Raw genomic sequence first — 21477 nt, 5'->3', positions numbered from 1 at the left:
TATAAAAATGTGCAGCCATATTATATATGACTGCACTAAAGATGAATATCACTATATATTTTCTGTTTTCATTGCTCTCATAGAATTTAACACTGCAAGTAGTGTTACTCCTACATCACCAAATACCGCTTCCCACATAGTACCTAAACCCAAAGCTACAAGAACTAATAAAATAACCTTAATACCTAAAGCAAAAATAATGTTTTGCATTACTATAGTTCTTGTTTTCTTTGCTATTTTTATGGCTGAGGCAATCTTTGAAGGTTCATCAGTCATAATAACTACATCTGCAGCTTCTATAGCAGCATCAGAACCAACTCCACCCATTGCAATACCTATATCTGCTCTAGCTAATACTGGAGCATCATTTATGCCATCTCCAACAAATATTAACTTGCCCTTAGGTGATTTTTCTTTATCTAAAAGTTCTACCTTTTCAACCTTTTGGTCTGGCAGCAGTTCTGAATGAACTTCATCAAGTCCTAGCTGATTGGCAACTTTAGTACCAACAGTCTTATTGTCACCTGTAAGCATTACTGTTTTCTTTACACCGATTGCTTTTAGAGCCTTAATTGCTTTTGCTGAATCTTCCTTAACTTCATCGGATATTACTATGAAACCTGCATATTCTTTATCTACAGCAACATGAACTACTGTACCTATAGTTTCTACTTGGCTATAAGCAATGTTTTCTTTATTCATAAGCTTATAGTTACCTGCTAATACTTCTCTACCTTCAATAATAACTTTTACTCCATGACCTGATATTTCTTCATAGTTTTCTACGGCATCTTTAACTATTTCTTTGCCATAGGCTTTTAGTATTGAAGTTGCTATTGGATGGTTAGAATAGCTTTCTGCATAAGCAGCATAAGCTATAAGTTCATCTTCAGAAATATTATTTTGTGGTTTTACTTCTGTTACCTTAAATACACCTTTTGTAAGGGTTCCTGTTTTATCAAACACAACAACCTCAACATCATTCAATGCTTCAAGATAGTTTCCACCCTTTACAAGTATTCCGTTCTTAGAAGCTCCACCTATACCACCAAAGAAACCAAGTGGTATGGATACAACTAAAGCACAAGGACAAGATACTACTAGGAATGCTAATGCTCTATATAACCACTCGGAAAACGTTGCTCCATCAATAACAAGCGGTGGTATTACTGCTAATGCTACAGCTGAAAAAACAACGATAGGTGTATAGTATCTAGCAAACTTTGTTATAAAATTCTCTGTTGGAGCTTTCTTGCTGCTTGCATTTTGAACTAGGTCAAGTATCTTTGCAACAGTTGAATCTCCGAATTCTTTCTCTACTTCAATAGTTAAAAGACCATTCTTATTAATAACTCCACCCAGGATGCTGTCCCCTGCTCCTACCTCTCTGGGAACAGATTCACCAGTTAAAGCAGAAGTATCAACCATAGAATTCCCTTCGATTACTTTACCATCTAGAGGAACTTTTTCTCCTGGTTTTACTACAATAATATCACCTATGCTAACTTCTTCTGGGGATACCTTTTTAAGTTCATCACCAGCTTTTAAGTTAGCAAAGTCAGGTCTTATATCCATAAGAGCAGATATAGATTTTCTTGAGCGATTAACAGCTATACCTTGGAATATTTCCCCTAGCTGATAAAACAGCATAACTGCTACACCTTCTGGATAATTTCCTATAGTAAAAGCACCGATGGTAGCTATACTCATAAGGAAGTTTTCATCGAAAACTTGTCCTCTACTTATATTCTTTAAAGCTCTTAGAACCACTTCTCCACCTACAATTATATAACTTATTAGATAGAGAATAAGTTCCAAGTAATTAGGAAGCTTCATTGCTGTTGCTACTGCAAAGATTGCTGCACCAGTAGCTAATTTGATTATTTCAGTTTTATTACTTTCTCCATGTTCGTGACCATGGTCGTGGTCATGTTCATGAGTTTGATCTTTTGATGCTTTATTTGTGTTTTGAATCTCAATAACCTTAACATCGGGTTCAATTCTCTTAACGATTTCCTTAACTTTTTCAATAATTGAATTTGTCTTAGAAGGATTATCAATTTCCATAATAAGTTTTGTTGATACAAAATCAACTACAGCTGATTTTACGCCGTCTATATTATTAGACTCTCTTTCTATCTTTGCAGCACAGTTACCACAGCATAAACCTTCTAATAATATTTCTTTTTTCAAAACTTTATTAGTTTGCTTTTCTACTACTTTAACATGTCCTTCAATACTTTGAACAATATCAGTAGTTGCGGCTATTAATTCTTTTGTCCTGCTAATTTCTTCGATTTCTAAGAATAATGTTTTTGTTGCAAAACTTATATTTGCAGATTTAATACCATCTAATACATTAAGCTTTTGTTCCATCTTAGCAGCACAATTAGCACATCCAAGACCTTCTAAAACAAATTCTTTTTTAACAGCATTTTGTGATGATTTAGGATTTGCATTTTCTTGTTTAATATTTTTTGACACCAATTTAATATTACTTTTGGTATTAACTTTTTCAATTTCTTTTTTATTCATTACTACCCCTCCCCTGTAATGATTATCTTTTTTCTGCTATATGAAGTAGGCCTTGGTCAAAAATATTCTTAACATGTTCATCGTCTAGTGAATAATAAACTACTTTTCCGTCTTTTCTGTACTTTACAAGTCTTGACTGTTTTAATACTCTAAGCTGATGTGAAATTGCTGATTGGGTCATTCCAAGCAGTGCAGCTATATCGCATACACACATTTCAGCTTGAAACAGTGCACACAATATTTTTATCCTAGTTGAATCTCCAAGAACCTTAAAAAGATCAGCTAAATCATAAAGTGTCTCTTCTTCTGGTATATGTTTTTTTACTTCATTAACTACATTTTCATGTATAATAGAACAACTGCAGTTTTCAATGTTTGTTCTTTCTTCCATAATCTCATTCCTTTTCATTTGAATATCTGAATATCTGTTCATATATTCATTATACGCAGAACCTGTAATTATGTCAATGAAATAAGAAAATTTTTGAAAAAAATAAGAACTGTTCACTTAACTTAAACAGTTCTTATAAAATAACAATATCATTTCATATTCTTGAAAAGCCTTACAGTGAATATTATTATTTATATTGAAATTGGTTATTAGTGTCAATAAATTATCAGAACTATTATAAAATATCAGCATATAATAACTGTTCTTAATTTAAACTTATAAAAATACTATAAATATATATAAATAATTTTGGGAGAGACTATAAGTATGAGTAAACTGATGAACACAATACTAATTACAGGAGTATCAGGCTATCTTACGGCTTGGATAGGAATCCTTACTGGAATTTTATTCTCATTTTTTATTAAAAGAAGAGGAAGACGTTTTAAAGGAACTGTACTAGGTTTTATTGGTGGATTGATGTTAGCCATTGTTTGTTTCGACTTACTTCCAGAGTCATTTGAGGCAGGCAGTATTTATATAGCTACAATTGGAATTACTTTTGGACTAATTTTGGCTGTATTATTAGATGGAAAACTAGAACATGATAAGATACCTACTTCCGATAATAAAAAACATAGATTTTTAAAAGCTGGTATCTTTATGGCTATAGGTATAGGAATACATAATATCCCCAGTGGAATTGCCCTAGGCTCTTTATTATCAACTTCTTCAATAAAAGGTCTTCATCTTGCTATTGCTCTGATACTCCATGGGATACCTGAAGGACTTGCTGTAGGTATATTTTTTAGAGAAAGCAATCTAAGTACATTTTCTCTTGTTAGCATATCTGTTATAACTTCAATTCCAATGGGGTTAGGAGCTTTGCTTGGAGGTATAATAAGTAAAATTTCACCTATTGTAATATGTATAAGTTTAGCTATTGCAGGTGGAATGATTCTATATATTGTTTGCAGAGAAACCTTACCAAATGCTAGAGATACATGGAAAGGCAGGTTATCAACCATAGGAAATGTCATAGGTATGATTGCTGGCATATTGATTGTATCTTTTTTAGATTAAATCAATAAATGGAGTAGGAGCTGAATATTGTAGTATTCAGCTCCTACTCCATTTATATATATTTTATGATTTATCCATTAGTTTTCGTAATTTTATCTGTATAAAGTAAGTCTCTTGAAACCAGTTTTTCTCCCTCGTAGGTTAGCTTAAAGACTTTAACCTTATCTCCTTCTACTTCATTAACAATATCATATTTCTTGCTGCTAAGGCTGGAATTGGCATAAACATTAAATGTAATATTTTTATCCTTAATCATAGATTCAATATAAATAGGATAGGATAACGTATTTTTAAACTTATAATCTAATAACCCATAAGCAACTGTAGCATCCATTCCTAACCCTACATAAGTTGAAGGTAAAGAATGACGCGTTCTTTGTACTGAAGGAATATTGGCTCTTAATACAGCATTATAAAGCGTAGTAGAAACTTGGCATACTCCTCCACCTAAATCTTCTACAAATTTACCATTTAAAATTACCTTAGCCATTTTATATCCTCTTTCAGCAGATCTTTCTCCCACTACATCATTAAAGCTAAAAGAATCTCCTGGCATTAGTAATCTACCATCTATAGCATGTGAAGCCACACTTATGTTAGTTGAGCGATTTTCATTTGAAGACTTAAAATTAGTTGTGAAGCTTGAAATCTTATAGTCTATTTGATTTAAATCACTTTCTTTAATGCTAGGATCAATTCTTTTTAAATCGGCTTGCACTAGTAAGTTTTGCTCTTGCTCTATATTATCCAGCTTAACTTTTATATCCTGCTTTAACTTTTGAGAATCTAATTCATAACCATACTTTTCTTTATTTATAATAAAACCATCTGCGTCATTTTTCCTTATAGTTGCATCAACTGGTTTTTCATTATTTTCTTGCTCTATGTTTTTAATAATGGAATCCACTACATCATAGGTATATGTATGACTAAGTTTGAAATCTTTTCTCACCGAGGATTTAATATAAGAATACTTTTTAAGTATATTATCGTTTCTACCTACATTAAAAGCTTCGTCAACGATTTTACTATAATCATATTTCATATTAAGCTTTGAGGTATCAATGTTATAATTTTTATCATTAACTTTTATATTAATTATTTTCTCAGCAATTAGATTATCATGCTTTTCAATAATCGCACTCTTTGCTTCTTCTTTTGTTTTGCCGCCCACATTTATATCCTCTATCCAAGTTTCTGGATATATTTTAGCATTATACTTTGATATAGCAGAATACATTATGCTTCCTTGAATACATAATATAGTTCCTATTATTCCAGTTATAATATAAACTGGTCTGAGATTTCTTTTCTTTTGCTTTTCTGTCTCTATTACATGGTCATAATTCAACCTTGTCCACCCTCTTTTTAAATTTGCTATAAACCCTTATTACATTTATATAATAACCTAAATGTAAATTTATTACAACAATTACATTAAAAACAACTGTTAGGATTACTTTAATCCCTATTGGCTATTTTTTGCAACGTAGATTAATGGATAATTATCTAGGTTATCTCCTTTCACAATATAGTAAACTCCATTGTTTTTACTTTCTTTAACTATTTCATAAGCTTTATATTTTGTTGTTTTTTTAGATCCAAAATTATCTCTAGTAGTATCTACTATAAAATTTAATTCAGCTCCACTAAATTCTAAAATATTAACTATTGCATCACCTTCAGTAGTATATGTTGTAACTCTAACTGTATCTTTTTGTTTATTCTCAAGATTTTCAATAAATTTGTCTAGTTTTTCAATGTTATATCCCTTCCCATGAACACCAACGATATCTCCGTTATTAATTGCTGTATCTGACTTATATTCCTTAGGTAATTTTTCAGTTATAATTTTTTCATTACCTGATATTTTAGCTTCAATAGCAGTAGTTTCATTTTTAACTGATTCACATTTAATAACTTGTTGCTTTGATTTTGCACAGGCTGTGAAACCAATAGTCGAGCATAAAATTAAAAGTATTAATGCTTTATTGTTGAACATAGCTTTCACCTCTATATATTAGACGAAAATAATTGATAAAAAGTTTCCATATTTTTATAATTTATAATTTACTTTAGAACCTTATTATTCCATTGAATATATTACCTGTACCAATTTCCAATGTTTTTATATATAATATTGCTTGGACAAACTAGAAAGAAAGCCGAATGCTAATTAGCAACGGGGGAGTATCATTGGGGTGAATCATTTAGTGTAGGGAAATCCTCTTCCCGAACCCGTCAACTAACCTCGTAGGCTCGTGAGATGAGTTAAAAAATGAAAAAAATAATCATGACAGTAGCAGCTTCTTTAGTATTAACAATTGGTATTTCAAGTGCACTAACTTCTAAACTAAATTCAGTTCAAAATGTGCCCGTTGCAGCAACTTCACTTACAGTAGAAAATGAACTTCCTAAGGAAAGTACAACGACTGTTTTGGAATCTGAAACAAAACCAACGAGTAACGCTGAACCTCAAACTCCAGAACCTAAAAATACCGAAAAACCGAAGGAAGCTGAAACAAAGCCTGCTCAAAACACTTCTGCTGCTAAATCTTCATCGTCAAGCAGTGGCACAGCTAAAAGCAGTACAAGCTCTGAACAAAAAAAGACTACTACGGTAGCCAAAGCAGACACTAAACCTAAACAATCATTATCCAGAGGTGGTAGTCCAATCCCTTCTCAAAAGAATACATATACTCAAGCTCCAGCTAATACTAGTTCTTCTAAATATGGTGAGTTACTAAGTTGGAGTCAAGCAAGTGGGCTTATTCCAAGAGGTTCAACAATACAAGTAACGGATCTTAGTACAGGGAAAACATTTAGTATTAAAAGAACTTTTGGGACAAACCATTTAGATGGAGAAGCTTCTGCATCATCAGACACAAGTACTATAAAGAGTATTTGGGGCGGTTTTTCATGGGTAAGAAGACCAGTTATTGTTAACATAAATGGGCGTAAAATAGCTGCTTCGATGACAGCAATGCCTCATGCCGGAGTTGATTCTGCACCAGCGCTAGCCACTGTTAGCAATCGCTCAGATGGATATGGGAAAGGTGAAAATCTAGATGCAGTTAAGAATAATGGGATGGATGGAGTAATTGATATCCACTTTTTAAATAGTACAAGACATAAAGATAATAAAACAGATCCTCAACATCAAGCTGCTATTTTAAAAGCTGCAGGAAAATAATATTTACATTATAAGTAATAAAGGAAGTATAAGAATGCTATACTTCCTTTATTACTTATATACCTTTAGTGCATTATTACTTTCATAAACTCATCTAATATTGTTTTAATATCTGTTTCTTCATAATAGTCTTGATTTACTTTCTCAAATAATTCTAATACCTGAGTAGCTTTCTCTAAAAATTCTTTAGTTAACTTCCTTATTTCATTTTGAGCTTCGTTTAAGCTATCTTTATAATATTTTTCATTTCTGATATGATTGGCAAAATTTAATAAATTCTCCTCACTAATATCCAAACTATTAATTATATGAATATCTTCAACTTCTGAGCAAATCATTCTGTTAATTATATAAGAATTTATCACTTTTACAAGTTTATTATCAACATTAATACTACTAATATTATCTGTATCAGAATATTCTTCAGCTACTTGTATTTGCGTATTTTCTATATCATCAGCTATAATACTATAATAACAGTTTGCACTTTTAATGATAATTATATATTTTTTCATCAGCTCATCTAAATCAAAATAACCACTATTTAAACTTATAATATTCAGTCTATGCACTTTATCTTTAATCATTGTGTTTCTATTTGTCTCTTTTGTACTTTCTAAAAAATCATATAATTTTGAGTATAACATAGTATCAACTATGTCATAGTATGGTATTGCATAGTATTCACTATTTAGTTTAATTATAGTATAGCTGTACTCCATCTTCTCCTCCAAGATACACAATAAATTTCATTTAATCCTTATAATATTATATGTACCTCAATAAAATTAGTGAATAAGAATATTAAAGCTCGTCCATAATTTATATAGAAGGGTGTAATGAGTCTCCAAGAAAATGATGAAAACACTATTATCTTGGATATAAAGCAATATGCTACTCAAAACAATTTGGAGGAACTTATAGAAAAGATAAAAAATTCGGTGGGTACTCTAGGAATCAAATTATCTTATTCAGTCTATGCAAAAGCAAAAACATCAGCTGTAGACATCTCAAAAACGAACAAAGATATAACAAAGCTTTTAAGATTTAGAGGGTATGATAATATAGACACTATAAATATTAGCAATGGAGTAAGTACAGTCGCTAATAGAAAATATAATCCTATAAACTCTAACAAAAGATCAAACGTAGATTTTAACTATGCTGTTACCACATATTCTTCAGGTACTTATATTATTCTAGGAGCACCTGTAATTCCTGTACCTTATTAAACGTATAAAAACAGAGGAGCACCTTTTCTCCTCTGTTTTTGCAATATAGTTTATTTATGTTAATTAATCTTTATATCTATGTTTCATTGAAATATGTTTAATACACTCTGGCAAGTAATTTATTATAGACTTTTATATATCTTTAACCCTCATAATTCTCATTGCATTTATAATTGCAAGTATTGAAACTCCCACATCTGCAAAAACAGCTTCCCACATAGTTGCTATTCCACCAGCACCTAAAATAAGAACTATTATTTTAACACCAATAGCAAGTGTTATATTCTGCCAAACTATCTTTCTAGTTCTCTTTGCTATTTTTACAGCACTAACAATCTTAGATGGCTCATCTGTCATTATTACAACGTCAGCTGCTTCTATTGCTGCATCTGAACCGAGTCCGCCCATTGCTATCCCTATATCAGCTCTTGCTAGTACCGGAGCATCATTTATTCCATCACCAACAAAAGCTAGTTTTCCTTTAGGTGATTTTTGTTTATCTAGTTTCTCTAGCTCTTCAACCTTTTGGTCAGGTAAAAGTTCTGCATGTACCTCGTCTAATCCTAAAAGATTAGCAACCTTCTCACCAACAGACTTAGCATCTCCAGTAAGCATAACGGTCTTTTTTACTCCAACCTCTTTAAGATTCTTTATAGCTTCTTTTGAATCATCTTTAACTTCATCAGATATTACTATATATCCAGCATATTCTTTATCAATAGCCATATGAACCACAGTTCCTACTAAGTCAAGTGTTTCAAATCTTATATTTTCCTTATTCATTAATTTAACATTTCCAGCTAAGACTTCTCGGCCTTTTACATTAACTTTAATACCATGTCCTGATATTTCATCATAACTTTCAATTTCTTCTTTATTAACTTCTTTTCCATAAGCTTTAAGTATTGAAACTGCTATAGGATGATTAGAAAAGCTTTCTGCAAAGGCTGCATATTCAAGTAATTCACCTTTATTGTATTTTTCGTTAGTTTTTATCTCCGTTACATTAAATACACCTTTAGTTAGAGTACCTGTCTTATCAAAAATAATTATTTCTAAATTATTTAATGCTTCTAGATAATTTCCGCCTTTTACTAGCACTCCATTTTTAGATGCTCCTCCTATTCCTCCAAAAAATCCAAGCGGTATTGAAATAACCAATGCACAAGGACAGGATATAACTAAAAATACTAACGCTCTGTATATCCAATCTGAAAATTCAGCACCAGCTATAAATAGTGGTGGTATTACTGCTAGTAGTACTGCTATTACAACAACTACAGGAGTATATACCTTGGCGAACTTAGTTATGAAATTTTCTGTAGGTGCTTTTTTACTGCTTGCATTTTGGACTAAATCCAGTATTTTTGATACTGTAGATTCTCCAAATTCCTTCGTAACTTCTACTGTTAAAAGTCCATTCTTATTTATAAATCCCCCTAGAACAGTATCTCCACTTTGTACTGTTCTAGGTATTGATTCTCCTGTTAAAGCTGAAGTATCTACCATAGACTGTCCTTCTAGTATGTTTCCATCAAGCGGAACCTTTTCTCCTGGCTTTATGACTATTTTATCTCCAACTTTAACTTGCTCTGGAGAAACCTTTTTTATTTCTTCCCCTTCTTTTAAATTAGCATAATCTGGTCTAATATCCATAAGTGCTGAAATAGACTTTCTAGAGCGATTAACAGCCACATCCTGAAACAATTCTCCCACTTGATAAAAAAGCATTACCGCAACTCCTTCTGGGTATTCTCCTATAAAGAATGCACCAACAGTTGCTATTGTCATTAAGAAGTTCTCATCGAAGACTTCTCCCCTACCTATATTCCTAACCGCCCTTAAAACAACTTCTCCACCAACTAATATATAGCTTATTAAATACAAAATAAGTTCAATGTTGTTAGTGAACCTAAAAACAATAGCAATTGCGAAAAATACTGACCCTATTATAAGCCTAATCATTTCTTTTTTATTTTGGCTTTCACCATGGCTATGTGAATGTCCATGCTCTTCTTCGTGTATATGACTATTTTCTTTCTTATCTATGTCTACAACATTAACCCCTGGTTCTATTTTTTTAACTATTGCTGTAGCTTCTTTAGTTATTCTCTCTAGATCATGTTTATCTTCAACTTCTATAATCAACTTTCCAGTTGAAAAATCAACATGAACATTCTTTATACCTTTTACTTTGCCTACCTGCTCTTGAATCTTACTGCTGCAATTTGCACATGATAGTCCAAGTAGTGCTAATGTTTTTTTAGGAGAATTAGTATAATATTTCTCTTTAACTATAACATCTGGTTCCAACTTTTTTACGATGTTCCGTATTTCTGAAATAATGTTTTCCATTTTATTTATATCATTGGCTTCAACTGTTAATGTCTTTGTTGCAAAGCTTACCGCGGCACTATTTATGCCCTCTATCTTTCTTACTTTATCTTCTATTTTTTGAGTACAATTTGCACAATTTAAGCCTTCAAGAATAAGTTCTTTCTGTTTTTCTTTCATTAAGATACCACCTCTTTCTTTAGTTAGTATCTCGTATTTTATTCTCAATATTACAACAAATAATAAAAGATATTCTAAAAAAGGTCTACCCCAAGATTACTTTTTATCAAAATAATCTTAGGGTAGATCTTTTTTTCTATTTTACGTAGTATGGTTTTGGATCAATCGTTTCTCCATTCTCTTTTCTAACCTCAAAATGCAAGTGCGGCCCGCTGGATAATCCAGTATTTCCTGAATAAGATATGAGTTGTCCACCTTTTAACTTCTGACCTGCTTTTCCTACTAATGATGAATTATGAGCATACACACTAGTTAAAATGCCATGATCAATCATAATAACATTACCATAACCAGACATCCATCCTGAATAAATAACTTCACCATCAGCTAGAGCATAAATTGGTGTACCAATACCTACTCCTAGATCCATACCCGCATGTAACTTCTTTGTCCCAAGTACTGGATGTACTCTCCACCCATAAGGTGAGGTCATATAGGTTGGTTTACCTGTTACATTATATAATTTTCCAATGCTAGATGAATTTCCTGTAACTACAGTATTTGAACCGCTACTATTTTGTTTTTTCTTTGCTTCTTCTTTTCGCTTTTGTATTTGATAAATCATTGAAGCAATTGTCTTAGACTGATCTTCCTCTTCCTTAATTGCTCTCTCATAAGCAGTCTTGTCCTTTACAAGCTCAGCCATTATAGTCTTTTTCTCATCAGTTGTATCTTGAATTTCCTTCAATTTACCACTTGCTTGTTGTTTAAGGGCAATAGTTTCTTTCTTTTTCTTTTCTATATCACTTTTTTGAAGTTCTAGACTCTTCTTTTGAGTTTCTATACTTGCTATAAGGTTTTTATCATATTCCATAATCTTAACAACAGAATCAATTCGCCCTAAAAAATCAGTAAGGCTTTGAGAACTTAGGAGTATATTTAAATAACCTTCATTTCCATTTATGTATAAAGCTCTTACCCTCTTCTTAAGAAGTTCATTTTGATCTTGTAGGCTTGTCTCACTTTGAGCTATTTCCTTTTCAATCTTTTTAACCTGAGTATCTAAATCTGAAATTTTACTATTTAAATCGGTTAAAGTATCGGAAGTTCCTCTCATTTTCTGGAGCAAGTCTCCCAGGGCTTTTTCAACAGATTTTTTCTCTTGATTAATATCTTCAAGCTCTTCTTTTTTATCATTTATAGATTCTTTTACATTATTTAGTTTTTTTGAGCATCTGTTAATTCATCAGCTTTTACAATATGCATACTTGCTAAACTCAACGTTATAGCTAAAAGCAAGCTTATAGTTTTTTCCACCTAAATTCCCCCATCAATTTCAAAAAATATGCTTTGATACTTTATGCTAATCTTTCGATAATATAATTGAAAAGCGAGCAAATAATACTTATTATAACATGAAAATCCATTATTGTCTAAGAATACATGCTCAAATAAAGAATCTGACATACACTTTCAACTAAATTGGTTATAAATTGCCATAAAAAGATTAAATAATATGTTCTATCTTATTTTTAAAATAGTAAAAAACTAATACTGCAATCCACAATACCACACCTACTAAGCTAACTAATTGAGCAATTCTAAATGAACCAAGCATTAAACTGTCTGTTCTTAATCCCTCAACAAAAAATCTAGCTATTGAATATAAACCAATGTATGTAAAACATACCATACCATCTAATTTCTAGTCCAAAAATTGAAAAAGCTATTGGATTCATAATCCTCACCCCTATTTAAGACTTAATATATAAATTGATTAGTCAAATTTAATATTATCATTATCGAAATCATATTTAAAGTATTCTTCTGTTATATGTAGAAAATACCCAGATATTTTAATTCGGAATTTCAACAGAATAGTGCTATAATTTATATATTCCCCTATAGGGGATATTAAGGAGATATATAAATGTGCAAACAACAAACTCATGAACACGAAAATACTCAAGCAGTTATTAATAGATTATCAAGAGCCATAGGACACTTGGAATCCGTAAAAAAGATGGTAGCAGATGGTCGGGATTGTAGTGAGGTTCTTATTCAAATTGCGGCAGTTAAATCTGCTGTTAATAACATTGGAAAAATAGTTTTACAAGACCATATTAATTCTTGTGTCGTAAATGCAGCAGAAACAGGAGATAAAAAAGTATTGGAAGATCTAAATAATGCTATTGAAAAGTGTATGAAATAATATTTGTGAGGTGTATATAGTGGAAATTAAACAATATAAGGCAATTTTCTTTGCTATTCTAGCAGCAGCATTGTATGCGATTAGTTCTCCTATATCTAAATTATTACTAAAGGAAATTCCTCCTACACTCATGGCTTCATTTCTATATCTTGGTGCAGGGATTGGAATGTTCTTTGTTAGCTTTGCGAAGGGGAAGAAGTATAAAGAAAAAACAGAAGGGAAACTTACTAAACAAGAACTGCCATATACAATCGGCATGGTTATATTAGATATTGCAGCCCCTATTTTATTAATGGTAGGACTTACTATGACAACTCCTGCTAACGTGTCATTACTTAATAATTTTGAAATTGTAGCAACATCATTAATCGCTTTACTAATTTTTAAGGAATCTATCAGCAAAAGACTCTGGGGTGCTATATTCTTAATTACTTTATCAAGTATTATCTTATCTGTAGAAGATGCAAGCAGTTTTTCTTTTTCTTTTGGTTCAATTTTTGTACTGCTTGCATGTATCTGCTGGGGACTTGAGAATAACTGCACAAGAAAGTTATCTGTAAAAGATCCATTACAAGTCGTTGTTATTAAGGGGTTTGGTTCTGGAATTGGTTCATTGCTAATTTCATTATTATTAGGTGAGAAAATTAGTAATACTTCTTATATCATAGCAGCCCTTATATTAGGATTTTTCGCTTATGGATTAAGTATTTTCTTATATATACATGCTCAAAGATACTTAGGAGCAGCAAAGACCAGCGCCTATTATGCTATAGCACCATTTATTGGTGTTGGACTATCATTAATAATTTTTAAAGAAGTACCAACATTATCATTTATTGTTGCCTTAGCAGTTATGCTTATAGGAGCATATTTTGCTTCAACAGAAGAGCATTTCCATAAGCATACCCATATTTTATTAATTCATGAGCATATCCATAGTCATGATGATAACCATCATAACCATATTCATCCTGAACCTGTTATAGGAGAACATACTCATATCCATACCCATGAAAAATTTACACATACTCATAAACATAAATCAGATATTCATCATTGTCATGTCCACTAAATTATTTCATATGTTTCATAAAAGCACCTGCAAGTCGTTTAATACTTACAGGTGCTTTTACTAATTTTAATATCTGTTACTATATTTTTCATATAATTGTTTAAATAATTTAACATGTAGTTCTTCATCAAGAATTATTCTTTCCAGTAGCTCTCTTATATATCTATCTTGTATTAATGTTATATGATACCTGTAGTTTTCTATAGCCTTCTGCTCAGACTGAATATCCTCCATTATCATTTCTGTTATAAACGTAGTAAAGTTAACATATCTAGGAGTCCAAAGTCTCCCAGGAGGACAAGCATTATCAATATATATTGGCTTAATTCCCAATAGCTTAATAGTCTCTCCTAAAAGTTCTAGATGCTTCATTTCAGCCATAGATACTCCGCCAATAAGTTCTGCGTAGTCCTCATATTCACCATCACTTACAAAATGCTGATATACATATAAGTTAATTGCTGTAAACTCACTTACATCTCCTGAGTAATCCTTTAGAAGAATATTTGCATACTGTACATTGGGTCTTTCGATCCTTGGTTCTGGATAAGGTAGGTTAACAATGTATTTTGTATGCTTTGAAATATCACCTGGCATATTTGCCTCCTTAAAATAAATACATAATATTCTATTCTTTATTTATTTTAAGTATTCCACGTAGTAAATCATAGTCGTTAACTTAAGCAATAATTTAGTAATTATTTTTGACAAAACAGTATCCTTGTAATGTTTCACTAGTAGCTATTTTCTCCCGTTTCTCATGTAGACTATGCTTGGCTATCCTGGTAACTATTGATTCATTTTTTTACATCTCCCATTCCTACGTTTAAAACTCTATTACGCCTCCCACATAAAGTATAAAGCAACAGCAATAAGTATAACTCCGCTAATCTTTTCAATAACACTTTGATACTTTGATAAAAATTTTAGATTATTTAAAAGTCCTGTAAAAGTGCCTACTATAAGTAGAGGAATACTTCTTCCTATTGCATATGTAAACATAAGTAACATTCCATGTAAAACACTGCCTTTTGTTGCTGAATAGGCTAATACAGCTGCAGTTATTGGCATAGTGCAAGGTGATGCGGATATGCCAAATGGTATACCTAATAAAAATGATCCTACAAATCCACTTCCCTTTTTAGGCTTATAATTGTCAAGTCTAGATACGCTGTTGCCAAAATCAAAAACCTTTAACTGCCACAGTCCCATAAGTATTAGGATAATCCCTATTAAGTAATTGAGTATATGAGCCTTTAATAGTACATTACCTATTAGCCCTGCAAACATGCCTAAAACTGAAAGCATTACTGCTATTCCTAGTACAAATGCTAGTGAAAGAACAAACCCTTTCCTCTTTGAATAATCTTGCTTTCCACTTACATATGCAACTACAAAGGCTATTGTTGGCAAAGTGCATGGGCTTACTCCGCTTGCTAGTCCAGTAGTAAATACTATTAATAAGGTTGCCATTAATCCTATGTCTCCGCTCAAATTCATTGCTTCATCACCCCATCCAAAACTTTTCTAATTTCCTTATCATCAAAAGTTCCTTCAAACACTTTAATCTTCTTGCCTTTAGAATCTCTTACTAAAATGGATGGTAGTTTCGATACTTCATTATCCTTTGTTATTCTTTCTAATACTTTGTTTCCCTTATCACTTTCTATGATTCCTGTATTTATAAATAAAGTCTCAAATTTATTCTCATAGTCTTTCATAAGTTTCTTAGCATTTGAGTTGTATTCATTAAAAAACTTTTTTGTATTTTCACAGCAATCTGCATCATAAGAAAATATAATTATGGATGGCTTTACAGAATTACTAATTCTGCTGTACTGCTCTTCTAAAGTTAATTCCTTTATATTCTTCGGTACATCCTTTCCCCTGCTAATAATTACTTTAGCAGAAAACATAATTATTACTGCTAGAAAAACAACAGCCACTATAGTTATGCTTCTTTTAGTCAAGCTTTTCACCTCTTTATAATATTTCTAGCAATTTAAATACTTACAGAGAGTAAATACTAAATCATCACTTTATAATTATATTCTTATGAATTCATATAATATGTCATTATCAGTTCGCTTTATTAATTTTCTGAAAAAGAAAAAGGACTGAGAATTTATTCTCTATCCTTCACTATCTATCTCTTTGCATTTTCAATTACAATCCCAACATAATTCTCTACTGCATTTATTATATTTTTTATTTCTTCACTGTATAGACTATAGTGAGTTTCAACACCAACCTTTTCGCTTTTTAGAACACTTGCATCCTTTAATATCCGAAGATGCTGTGATAGATTGGCCTGACTGAACTGAAACTCTTCATTTAATTTGCACACACATTTTGGGCTTTCATAAAGAAATTTTATTATCTTATACCTTACAGGATGTCCTAGTGCTTTTATTATATTTATTGTTAAATCATCAAAATTCAAAGGTAATTCCCCCTAACCTAACATCAATATACAATGGATATACTCTATTATATTTTCAGTATAGGCCAATTATTTTGCTAAATCAATCTACATATAAAAAGACTTATATACATAGTAGACTTACAACTATGCATATAAGTCTTTTTCCTATACTAATAATTTTTCAGGATGTTTATGATTTCATTAACAATTAAAACTCTTCCACAAGATACAACTCTTTCATTTATTACAAGTGCAGGAGTTCTCATAACTCCATAGGACATTATATCTTTATATTCCTTAACCTTAATTACTTTTGCATCTATTCTTAGTTCTTTTAATGCTTTCTTAGTATTTTCCTCAAGTTTTTTACAATTAGCACATCCACCACCTAGTATTTTTATAACCAAAATTTATACCTCCATAAAATTGCTCTATACTATCATCTTATTATAGATAAATCTTTAGGTTACAAAAATTCATAATGATATAATTAAATTCTTATCTATTTTACCCCTCTATTTATTTTTCTAACAATAGTCGAAGCAAGAAATGCTACTAAAAACATTGCTGCTGCCGCAATTAAGAATATAGTACCTATACTTGATATATTTATAATCCTTCCATTTACGCTCGTTCCGATTGCACCCCCTACAAACATATTAAATGAAGCAAGCGACATGGCTGTTCCTCTTAATTTAGGCATTGTCTCCTGAGCCGTTGATACCAATGTAGATTGAAGTGCTACAAAGGCTAAACCAAAGCCAAACAATGCTATTCCAATTAAAATAGGACTAAATGAGTAAGAAATAGTTAATAACGATATGCTTCCTAAAAGTCCTGCAAATAGTAAGAAGTTATTCTTTAATTTATCTCTTAATTTAGGAGCAATTCTACCACCTACTACTGTTGCTACTCCAAATAGGGTTAATATAAGTCCTACATAGAAAACATTGTATCCTGTTCTGCTCTCCACTAACTTACCTGAGTAAGTGAAACTTCCAAATACGCTAAATCCAACAAGCATAATTGTTCCTACCACACTTACCAAACTCTTATTTGAAAGGGCTTCTTTATACACTCTTGTAAACTCTAATTTCTCCATAACCCCAGGACTTTTTGGCAGTATTTTAATCATAACTATAGCAAGTATAAGTTCCGCTAAACCGTAAATAAAATAAACAAGTCTCCATGATCCAAAGTATGCTAATGCTCCACCGATAGCAGTTGCTGATGCTCCACCTAAAAACATCATACCCATAACTTTTCCTATAGCCTTTTGCCTGTTAGATGCTTCATAACTTTCACCAACTAGTGCCATAGTTACAGGGAATATACCTGCTCCAAAAGCACCATTCATTGCTCTAAAGAATATAAGTGAAGGCAGGTTAAAAGCAAATGCTCCAAGCATACTAAATATAGCAGTACCAAAGGCTGCAATATTAATGATAGTAGTCTTTCCATACCTGTCTCCTAGCGGTCCAAATATGATTGTAAATAATCCAAAGGTAAGCATATAGGCTGTAACGGATGCTGCCGCATTACTTATCCCTATATTCAAATCTTTTGCTATGTTTATTAAAAGTGGAGCAACTGCATAGTTATCTCCGTTTGCAAAGAAAGCCATTATACTTAATGTCATAATCATAATATTTCTACGCTTATTATCCATTTTAACACTCAACCCCTATATCAATATATTTAGATACTAAAATATATATCTTATGTAAAAAGGCCTCTTATGAAGGCCTTCTTTAGTTATTATAGATATTTCTTGATTTCGTCTGGTGCTGGAACTCTTCCCATAACCTTAACTTTTTCATCTACTACTAGTGCTGGTGTTTTCATTACTCCATACTTCATTATGTCTTTGATGTTTTCTACTTTCTCAATAGAAGCATCAATACCTAATTCTGCTACAGCCTTTCTTGCGTTTTCTTCTAATTGATGGCACTTAGCACATCCTGTTCCTAATACTTTGATTACCATTATAAATTCCTCCTTTTAGTCGGAAGCACTGAGCAATTAAAGATTACTCGCTTCCGCTCGCTAATTGCTCGTCAAAGTCCATTTAGGACTTTGACCTCCTTTTATTAAATAAATAAATATGAAAATGCATTAAATAGATAACCTATAATTATTATTCCTATAGATACTATAGAAACAAATATAGCAAGTAATTTACGCTTAACTACCTTGCTAAGCATTATTATTGATGGAAGTGAAAGTGCTGTTACAGCCATCATGAAGGATAATACTGTACCAATACCCACCCCTTTACCGAATAGTGCTTCTGCAATTGGAAGTGTACCAAATATATCTGCATACATTGGTATTCCTATTGCTGTTGCTAAGAGTACTGCAAATGGATTGTTGCTTCCAACAACATTTTCTACTACTGATTGAGGTATCCAGTTATGAATTGCTGCTCCAATACCCACGCCTATTAATACATATAGCCAAACTCTCTTTATAATATCCCTAACCTGTTCCTTAGCGTAAGATATTCTTTCTTCTCTTGTCATTTCCATTTCTTCTATTTCAACATTTTCAATTTCTCTTACATAACCTTCTACATATTTCTCTAAGCCTAATTTATCAATTACAGTTCCACCTATAACTGCAAGAATTAATCCTACCACAACATAGGCTATAGCAATCTTTGCACCAAAGAAGGATGCTAAAATTAGTAAAGATGCTATATCAACAAGTGGTGAAGATATTAAAAAGGAAAATGTTATTCCAAGCGGTAAGCCTGCTGATGTAAAACCTATGAATATTGGAATACTTGAGCAACTGCAAAATGGAGTTATTGTTCCAAGTAATGCTCCTAATATATTACCTTTGATACCTTTTATTCCGCCAAGTATTTTCCTCGTTCTTTCTGGTGGAAAATAACTTTGAATATATGAAATCATAAATATTAATATAGATAACAATATAAATATTTTTATAGTATCGTAAATAAAGAAGTGTATGCTGCCACCTAGTCTTTCTTTAATAGATAGTCCAAATACTTTCTCCACTAATAATCTTACTAATTCTGAAAGCCAAGTCATTTTTAATAGTTGATCATTAAGAAATCCAAAGAAATTACCTATTACGCTCATTTTTTCACCCACCCCTAATTTAGTTATTATTCTTTCTTGACAACAAATTATCTTTTACATGTAGGAAGGTACTCTTCAGCACCATCTAGTCTTTTGAGATCATTTCTAATCGTTTCGTAATCTTCAATGTTATCTATAATATTTTTCAAAACTTCTTCAAATAGTTTATTGTTGAAGTTTAGGTAATAATAAATGAACTGTTCTTTTCTTTCATCTTTGACAAAGCCCATATCTCTTAGTTTTGCTAAATGTTTTGAAATCTTAGGCTGTGTCTCTTCCATTATGCCGCACATCTGGCATACACAAAGTTTTTTATGATATAAAAGAACTAAAATTCTTACTCTAGTTTCATCTGATAGCATTTTAAAAAAGTCCGTTAGTTTATCCAATGTAATTCACTCTCCTTATTCATATGTAAAGTTTTGTAAAGTCCTATATACGCATGTGAGTATATATTCATAATATGCCTAATATGTATTAATGTCAACTATAAATAAAAAACTTTATAAAATAAAAAGGTCAGTATTAACCGACCTTTTTAAAAATACATACTATTATCTTTTATTTTCTTGCTGTTTCACCTGGAAACCAATTCTTTGTGTTATTTGCTATTTTAACAAGTGTAAGCATAACTGGAACTTCTACAAGCACTCCAACGACTGTAGCAAGAGCCGCACCTGACTTTAACCCAAATAGTGCTATAGCAACTGCAACTGATAATTCAAAGAAGTTACTTGCACCTATCATACCTGCTGGTGCTGCAATGGCATGAGGAAGTTTCCACGCTCTAGCCCAGCCATAAGCTAAGAAGAATATAAAGAAGGTTTGTATTGTTAAAGGTATTGCTATAAGAAGAATGTGTAATGGATTATTAAGTATAATATCACCTTGGAAGGAGAATATGATAACAAGTGTTAATAATAATCCCATAATTGTAATATTATCAAATTTCTTTAAAAATACATTATTAAAGTAGTCTAATCCTTTATTCTTCACTACTACATTTCTAGTTATAAAGCCTGATGCTAAAGGTATAACTACAAACAAGATTGTTGAAAGTATAAGAGTGCCATAGGATAACGGAACATCACTAACACCTAATAAAAATGCTACTATTGGAGTAAAGGCAATTAATATAATAAGGTCATTTACTGCTACCTGAACTAAAGTGTAAGCAGCATCCCCTTTTGTTAAATAACTCCATACAAACACCATTGCTGTACATGGTGCTGCTCCAAGTAATACTGCTCCTGCCAAATAATCCTTGGCTAAACTTTCTGGAATAAATGCTTTAAATACAATGTTGAAAAAGAATGCTGCAATTAAATACATTGTAAAAGGCTTTATAAGCCAGTTAGTTACACAAGTAACGACTAACCCCTTTGGCTTTTTTGTTGCCTTAACAATACTTGAGAAGTCAATTTTAAGCATCATTGGGTATATCATAAGCCATATTAGTATTGCAACAGGAATTGAAACATTGTAATACTCAAATTTATTAAGCGTTTGTGGGATAGCAGGTATAAATTGACCAATAAGTATACCTACTACAATACAAAGTGCCACCCATATAGTAAGATATCTTTCAAAGACTCCAAGACCTTTGCCTTCATTTTTATTTTCTGCGGACATAATTAATCCTCCTTCTACATTTATATGGGGCAACTTAACCTACTCATTTCCATACGTAAGTTGCCCGTAAAAGGTCATTTA

General features: G+C 31.6%; 22 protein-coding genes, 1 pseudogene and 1 riboswitch. Of the genes and pseudogenes, 5 read left to right on the top strand and 18 right to left on the bottom strand.

From position 1 onward, the window contains the following. Positions 1 to 51: 51 nt before the first annotated feature. Together C1I91_RS14725 and C1I91_RS14720 are read right to left on the bottom strand one after the other, a co-directional pair. The gene (locus tag C1I91_RS14725; protein WP_128213539.1) at positions 52 to 2535 is read right to left on the bottom strand and encodes a heavy metal translocating P-type ATPase; all 2484 of its coding nucleotides are present in this window, start codon (positions 2533 to 2535) and stop codon (positions 52 to 54) included. 22 nt (positions 2536 to 2557) lie between these two features. Continuing rightward, complete coding sequence (locus tag C1I91_RS14720) at positions 2558 to 2926, bottom strand: ArsR/SmtB family transcription factor (protein ID WP_128216001.1); 369 nt, start codon at positions 2924 to 2926, stop codon at positions 2558 to 2560. 327 nt (positions 2927 to 3253) lie between these two features. Here C1I91_RS14720 and C1I91_RS14715 point away from each other — a divergent pair, with 327 nt between their 5' ends. Further along, complete coding sequence (locus tag C1I91_RS14715; protein ID WP_128213538.1) at positions 3254 to 4009, top strand: ZIP family metal transporter; 756 nt, start codon at positions 3254 to 3256, stop codon at positions 4007 to 4009. Between the two features lie 70 nt (positions 4010 to 4079). On the opposite strand, the gene C1I91_RS14710 is transcribed toward C1I91_RS14715, so the two are convergent. After that, complete coding sequence (locus tag C1I91_RS14710; RefSeq protein ID WP_128213537.1) at positions 4080 to 5360, bottom strand: VanW family protein; 1281 nt, start codon at positions 5358 to 5360, stop codon at positions 4080 to 4082. Between the two features lie 117 nt (positions 5361 to 5477). Next, positions 5478 to 6011, bottom strand: coding sequence for a DUF4362 domain-containing protein (locus C1I91_RS14705; protein WP_128213536.1), 534 nt, complete (start codon positions 6009 to 6011; stop codon positions 5478 to 5480). Positions 6012 to 6162: 151 nt separating this feature from the next. After that, positions 6163 to 6284, top strand: a riboswitch (cyclic di-AMP (ydaO/yuaA leader). Positions 6285 to 6287: 3 nt separating this feature from the next. On the opposite strand from C1I91_RS14705, the gene C1I91_RS14700 reads away from it, so the two are divergent. Then, positions 6288 to 7202 carry a hypothetical protein gene (locus C1I91_RS14700; protein WP_128213535.1) on the top strand — a complete coding sequence of 305 codons (915 nt, stop codon included), beginning with the start codon at positions 6288 to 6290 and terminating at the stop codon, positions 7200 to 7202. Between the two features lie 65 nt (positions 7203 to 7267). On the opposite strand, the gene C1I91_RS14695 is transcribed toward C1I91_RS14700, so the two are convergent. Beyond that, positions 7268 to 7924 (bottom strand): hypothetical protein, encoded by a 657-nt coding sequence (locus C1I91_RS14695; RefSeq protein ID WP_128213534.1) that lies wholly within the window; start codon positions 7922 to 7924, stop codon positions 7268 to 7270. A gap of 117 nt (positions 7925 to 8041) precedes the next feature. Between C1I91_RS14695 and C1I91_RS14690 the strand changes: the two genes are divergently transcribed. Continuing rightward, entirely contained in the window at positions 8042 to 8434 is a 393-nt protein-coding gene (locus C1I91_RS14690) for a hypothetical protein (protein ID WP_128213533.1), read from the top strand. A 132-nt stretch (positions 8435 to 8566) separates the two neighbouring features. Here C1I91_RS14690 and C1I91_RS14685 read toward each other — a convergent pair whose 3' ends face one another. From C1I91_RS14685 to C1I91_RS14675, 3 genes and pseudogenes are all read right to left on the bottom strand, one after another. Next, positions 8567 to 10948 carry a heavy metal translocating P-type ATPase gene (locus tag C1I91_RS14685; protein ID WP_128213532.1) on the bottom strand — a complete coding sequence of 794 codons (2382 nt, stop codon included), beginning with the start codon at positions 10946 to 10948 and terminating at the stop codon, positions 8567 to 8569. A gap of 136 nt (positions 10949 to 11084) precedes the next feature. Continuing rightward, positions 11085 to 12065, bottom strand: coding sequence for a murein hydrolase activator EnvC family protein (locus tag C1I91_RS14680; RefSeq protein WP_128213531.1), 981 nt, complete (start codon positions 12063 to 12065; stop codon positions 11085 to 11087). Between the two features lie 390 nt (positions 12066 to 12455). Then, a pseudogene (locus C1I91_RS14675) lies at positions 12456 to 12653 on the bottom strand (prolipoprotein diacylglyceryl transferase family protein); the annotation flags it as partial. A 225-nt stretch (positions 12654 to 12878) separates the two neighbouring features. Here C1I91_RS14675 and C1I91_RS14670 point away from each other — a divergent pair. Further along, on the top strand, positions 12879 to 13160 hold the full coding sequence (locus tag C1I91_RS14670; RefSeq protein WP_128213529.1) for a metal-sensing transcriptional repressor: 282 nt from the start codon (positions 12879 to 12881) through the stop codon (positions 13158 to 13160). Positions 13161 to 13179: 19 nt separating this feature from the next. Beyond that, positions 13180 to 14232 carry a DMT family transporter gene (locus tag C1I91_RS14665; protein WP_128213528.1) on the top strand — a complete coding sequence of 351 codons (1053 nt, stop codon included), beginning with the start codon at positions 13180 to 13182 and terminating at the stop codon, positions 14230 to 14232. 66 nt (positions 14233 to 14298) lie between these two features. Here the strand turns inward: C1I91_RS14665 and C1I91_RS14660 are convergent, their stop codons facing one another. The 10 genes from C1I91_RS14660 to arsB all read right to left on the bottom strand — a co-directional run bounded on the left by C1I91_RS14660 (position 14299) and on the right by arsB (position 21396). After that, the gene (locus C1I91_RS14660; protein WP_128213527.1) at positions 14299 to 14829 is read right to left on the bottom strand and encodes a ferritin-like domain-containing protein; all 531 of its coding nucleotides are present in this window, start codon (positions 14827 to 14829) and stop codon (positions 14299 to 14301) included. A 240-nt stretch (positions 14830 to 15069) separates the two neighbouring features. Continuing rightward, positions 15070 to 15732: a cytochrome c biogenesis CcdA family protein gene (locus C1I91_RS14655; RefSeq protein WP_128213526.1), complete on the bottom strand. Its 663-nt coding sequence runs from the start codon at positions 15730 to 15732 to the stop codon at positions 15070 to 15072. Beyond that, positions 15729 to 16202, bottom strand: a complete 474-nt coding sequence (locus tag C1I91_RS14650; protein ID WP_128213525.1) for a hypothetical protein — start codon at positions 16200 to 16202, stop codon at positions 15729 to 15731. The genes C1I91_RS14655 and C1I91_RS14650 overlap by 4 nt, the downstream gene beginning before the upstream one ends. A 176-nt stretch (positions 16203 to 16378) precedes the next feature. After that, positions 16379 to 16675 (bottom strand): ArsR/SmtB family transcription factor, encoded by a 297-nt coding sequence (locus tag C1I91_RS14645; protein ID WP_128213524.1) that lies wholly within the window; start codon positions 16673 to 16675, stop codon positions 16379 to 16381. A 152-nt stretch (positions 16676 to 16827) separates the two neighbouring features. Next, positions 16828 to 17064, bottom strand: a complete 237-nt coding sequence (locus C1I91_RS14640; protein ID WP_128213523.1) for a thioredoxin family protein — start codon at positions 17062 to 17064, stop codon at positions 16828 to 16830. A 95-nt stretch (positions 17065 to 17159) separates the two neighbouring features. Beyond that, positions 17160 to 18296, bottom strand: coding sequence for an MFS transporter (locus C1I91_RS14635; protein WP_238475787.1), 1137 nt, complete (start codon positions 18294 to 18296; stop codon positions 17160 to 17162). 119 nt (positions 18297 to 18415) lie between these two features. Beyond that, complete coding sequence (locus tag C1I91_RS14630) at positions 18416 to 18643, bottom strand: thioredoxin family protein (protein ID WP_128213521.1); 228 nt, start codon at positions 18641 to 18643, stop codon at positions 18416 to 18418. Positions 18644 to 18747: 104 nt separating this feature from the next. Next, the gene (locus tag C1I91_RS14625; RefSeq protein WP_128213520.1) at positions 18748 to 19764 is read right to left on the bottom strand and encodes a permease; all 1017 of its coding nucleotides are present in this window, start codon (positions 19762 to 19764) and stop codon (positions 18748 to 18750) included. A 47-nt stretch (positions 19765 to 19811) separates the two neighbouring features. Beyond that, positions 19812 to 20153: an ArsR/SmtB family transcription factor gene (locus C1I91_RS14620; RefSeq protein WP_128213519.1), complete on the bottom strand. Its 342-nt coding sequence runs from the start codon at positions 20151 to 20153 to the stop codon at positions 19812 to 19814. Between the two features lie 172 nt (positions 20154 to 20325). After that, positions 20326 to 21396: an ACR3 family arsenite efflux transporter gene (gene arsB, locus C1I91_RS14615; RefSeq protein ID WP_128213518.1), complete on the bottom strand. Its 1071-nt coding sequence runs from the start codon at positions 21394 to 21396 to the stop codon at positions 20326 to 20328. Between the last annotated feature and the right edge of the window lie 81 nt (positions 21397 to 21477).

Source organism: Clostridium manihotivorum (assembly GCF_004015185.1).
Classification (GTDB): domain Bacteria; phylum Bacillota; class Clostridia; order Clostridiales; family Clostridiaceae; genus Clostridium_AR; species Clostridium_AR manihotivorum.
Note: the sequence above shows the minus strand (reverse complement) of the source record. Positions and strands in the feature narration are given on the sequence as shown.

Bases quoted from the DNA above. Each gene is read 5' to 3' on its own strand.
- C1I91_RS14725 (WP_128213539.1), bottom strand. From the start codon at position 2,535: ATGAATAAAAAAGAAATTGAAAAAGTTAATACCAAAAGTAATATTAAA.
- C1I91_RS14720 (WP_128216001.1), bottom strand. From the start codon at position 2,926: ATGGAAGAAAGAACAAACATTGAAAACTGCAGTTGTTCTATTATACAT.
- C1I91_RS14715 (WP_128213538.1), top strand. From the start codon at position 3,254: ATGAGTAAACTGATGAACACAATACTAATTACAGGAGTATCAGGCTAT.
- C1I91_RS14705 (WP_128213536.1), bottom strand. From the start codon at position 6,011: ATGTTCAACAATAAAGCATTAATACTTTTAATTTTATGCTCGACTATT.
- C1I91_RS14700 (WP_128213535.1), top strand. From the start codon at position 6,288: ATGAAAAAAATAATCATGACAGTAGCAGCTTCTTTAGTATTAACAATT.
- C1I91_RS14695 (WP_128213534.1), bottom strand. From the start codon at position 7,924: ATGGAGTACAGCTATACTATAATTAAACTAAATAGTGAATACTATGCA.
- C1I91_RS14690 (WP_128213533.1), top strand. From the start codon at position 8,042: ATGAGTCTCCAAGAAAATGATGAAAACACTATTATCTTGGATATAAAG.
- C1I91_RS14685 (WP_128213532.1), bottom strand. From the start codon at position 10,948: ATGAAAGAAAAACAGAAAGAACTTATTCTTGAAGGCTTAAATTGTGCA.
- C1I91_RS14680 (WP_128213531.1), bottom strand. From the start codon at position 12,065: ATGAGAGGAACTTCCGATACTTTAACCGATTTAAATAGTAAAATTTCA.
- C1I91_RS14670 (WP_128213529.1), top strand. From the start codon at position 12,879: ATGTGCAAACAACAAACTCATGAACACGAAAATACTCAAGCAGTTATT.
- C1I91_RS14660 (WP_128213527.1), bottom strand. From the start codon at position 14,829: ATGCCAGGTGATATTTCAAAGCATACAAAATACATTGTTAACCTACCT.
- C1I91_RS14655 (WP_128213526.1), bottom strand. From the start codon at position 15,732: ATGAATTTGAGCGGAGACATAGGATTAATGGCAACCTTATTAATAGTA.
- C1I91_RS14635 (WP_238475787.1), bottom strand. From the start codon at position 18,296: ATGACATTAAGTATAATGGCTTTCTTTGCAAACGGAGATAACTATGCA.
- C1I91_RS14630 (WP_128213521.1), bottom strand. From the start codon at position 18,643: ATGGTAATCAAAGTATTAGGAACAGGATGTGCTAAGTGCCATCAATTA.
- C1I91_RS14625 (WP_128213520.1), bottom strand. From the start codon at position 19,764: ATGAGCGTAATAGGTAATTTCTTTGGATTTCTTAATGATCAACTATTA.
- arsB (WP_128213518.1), bottom strand. From the start codon at position 21,396: ATGTCCGCAGAAAATAAAAATGAAGGCAAAGGTCTTGGAGTCTTTGAA.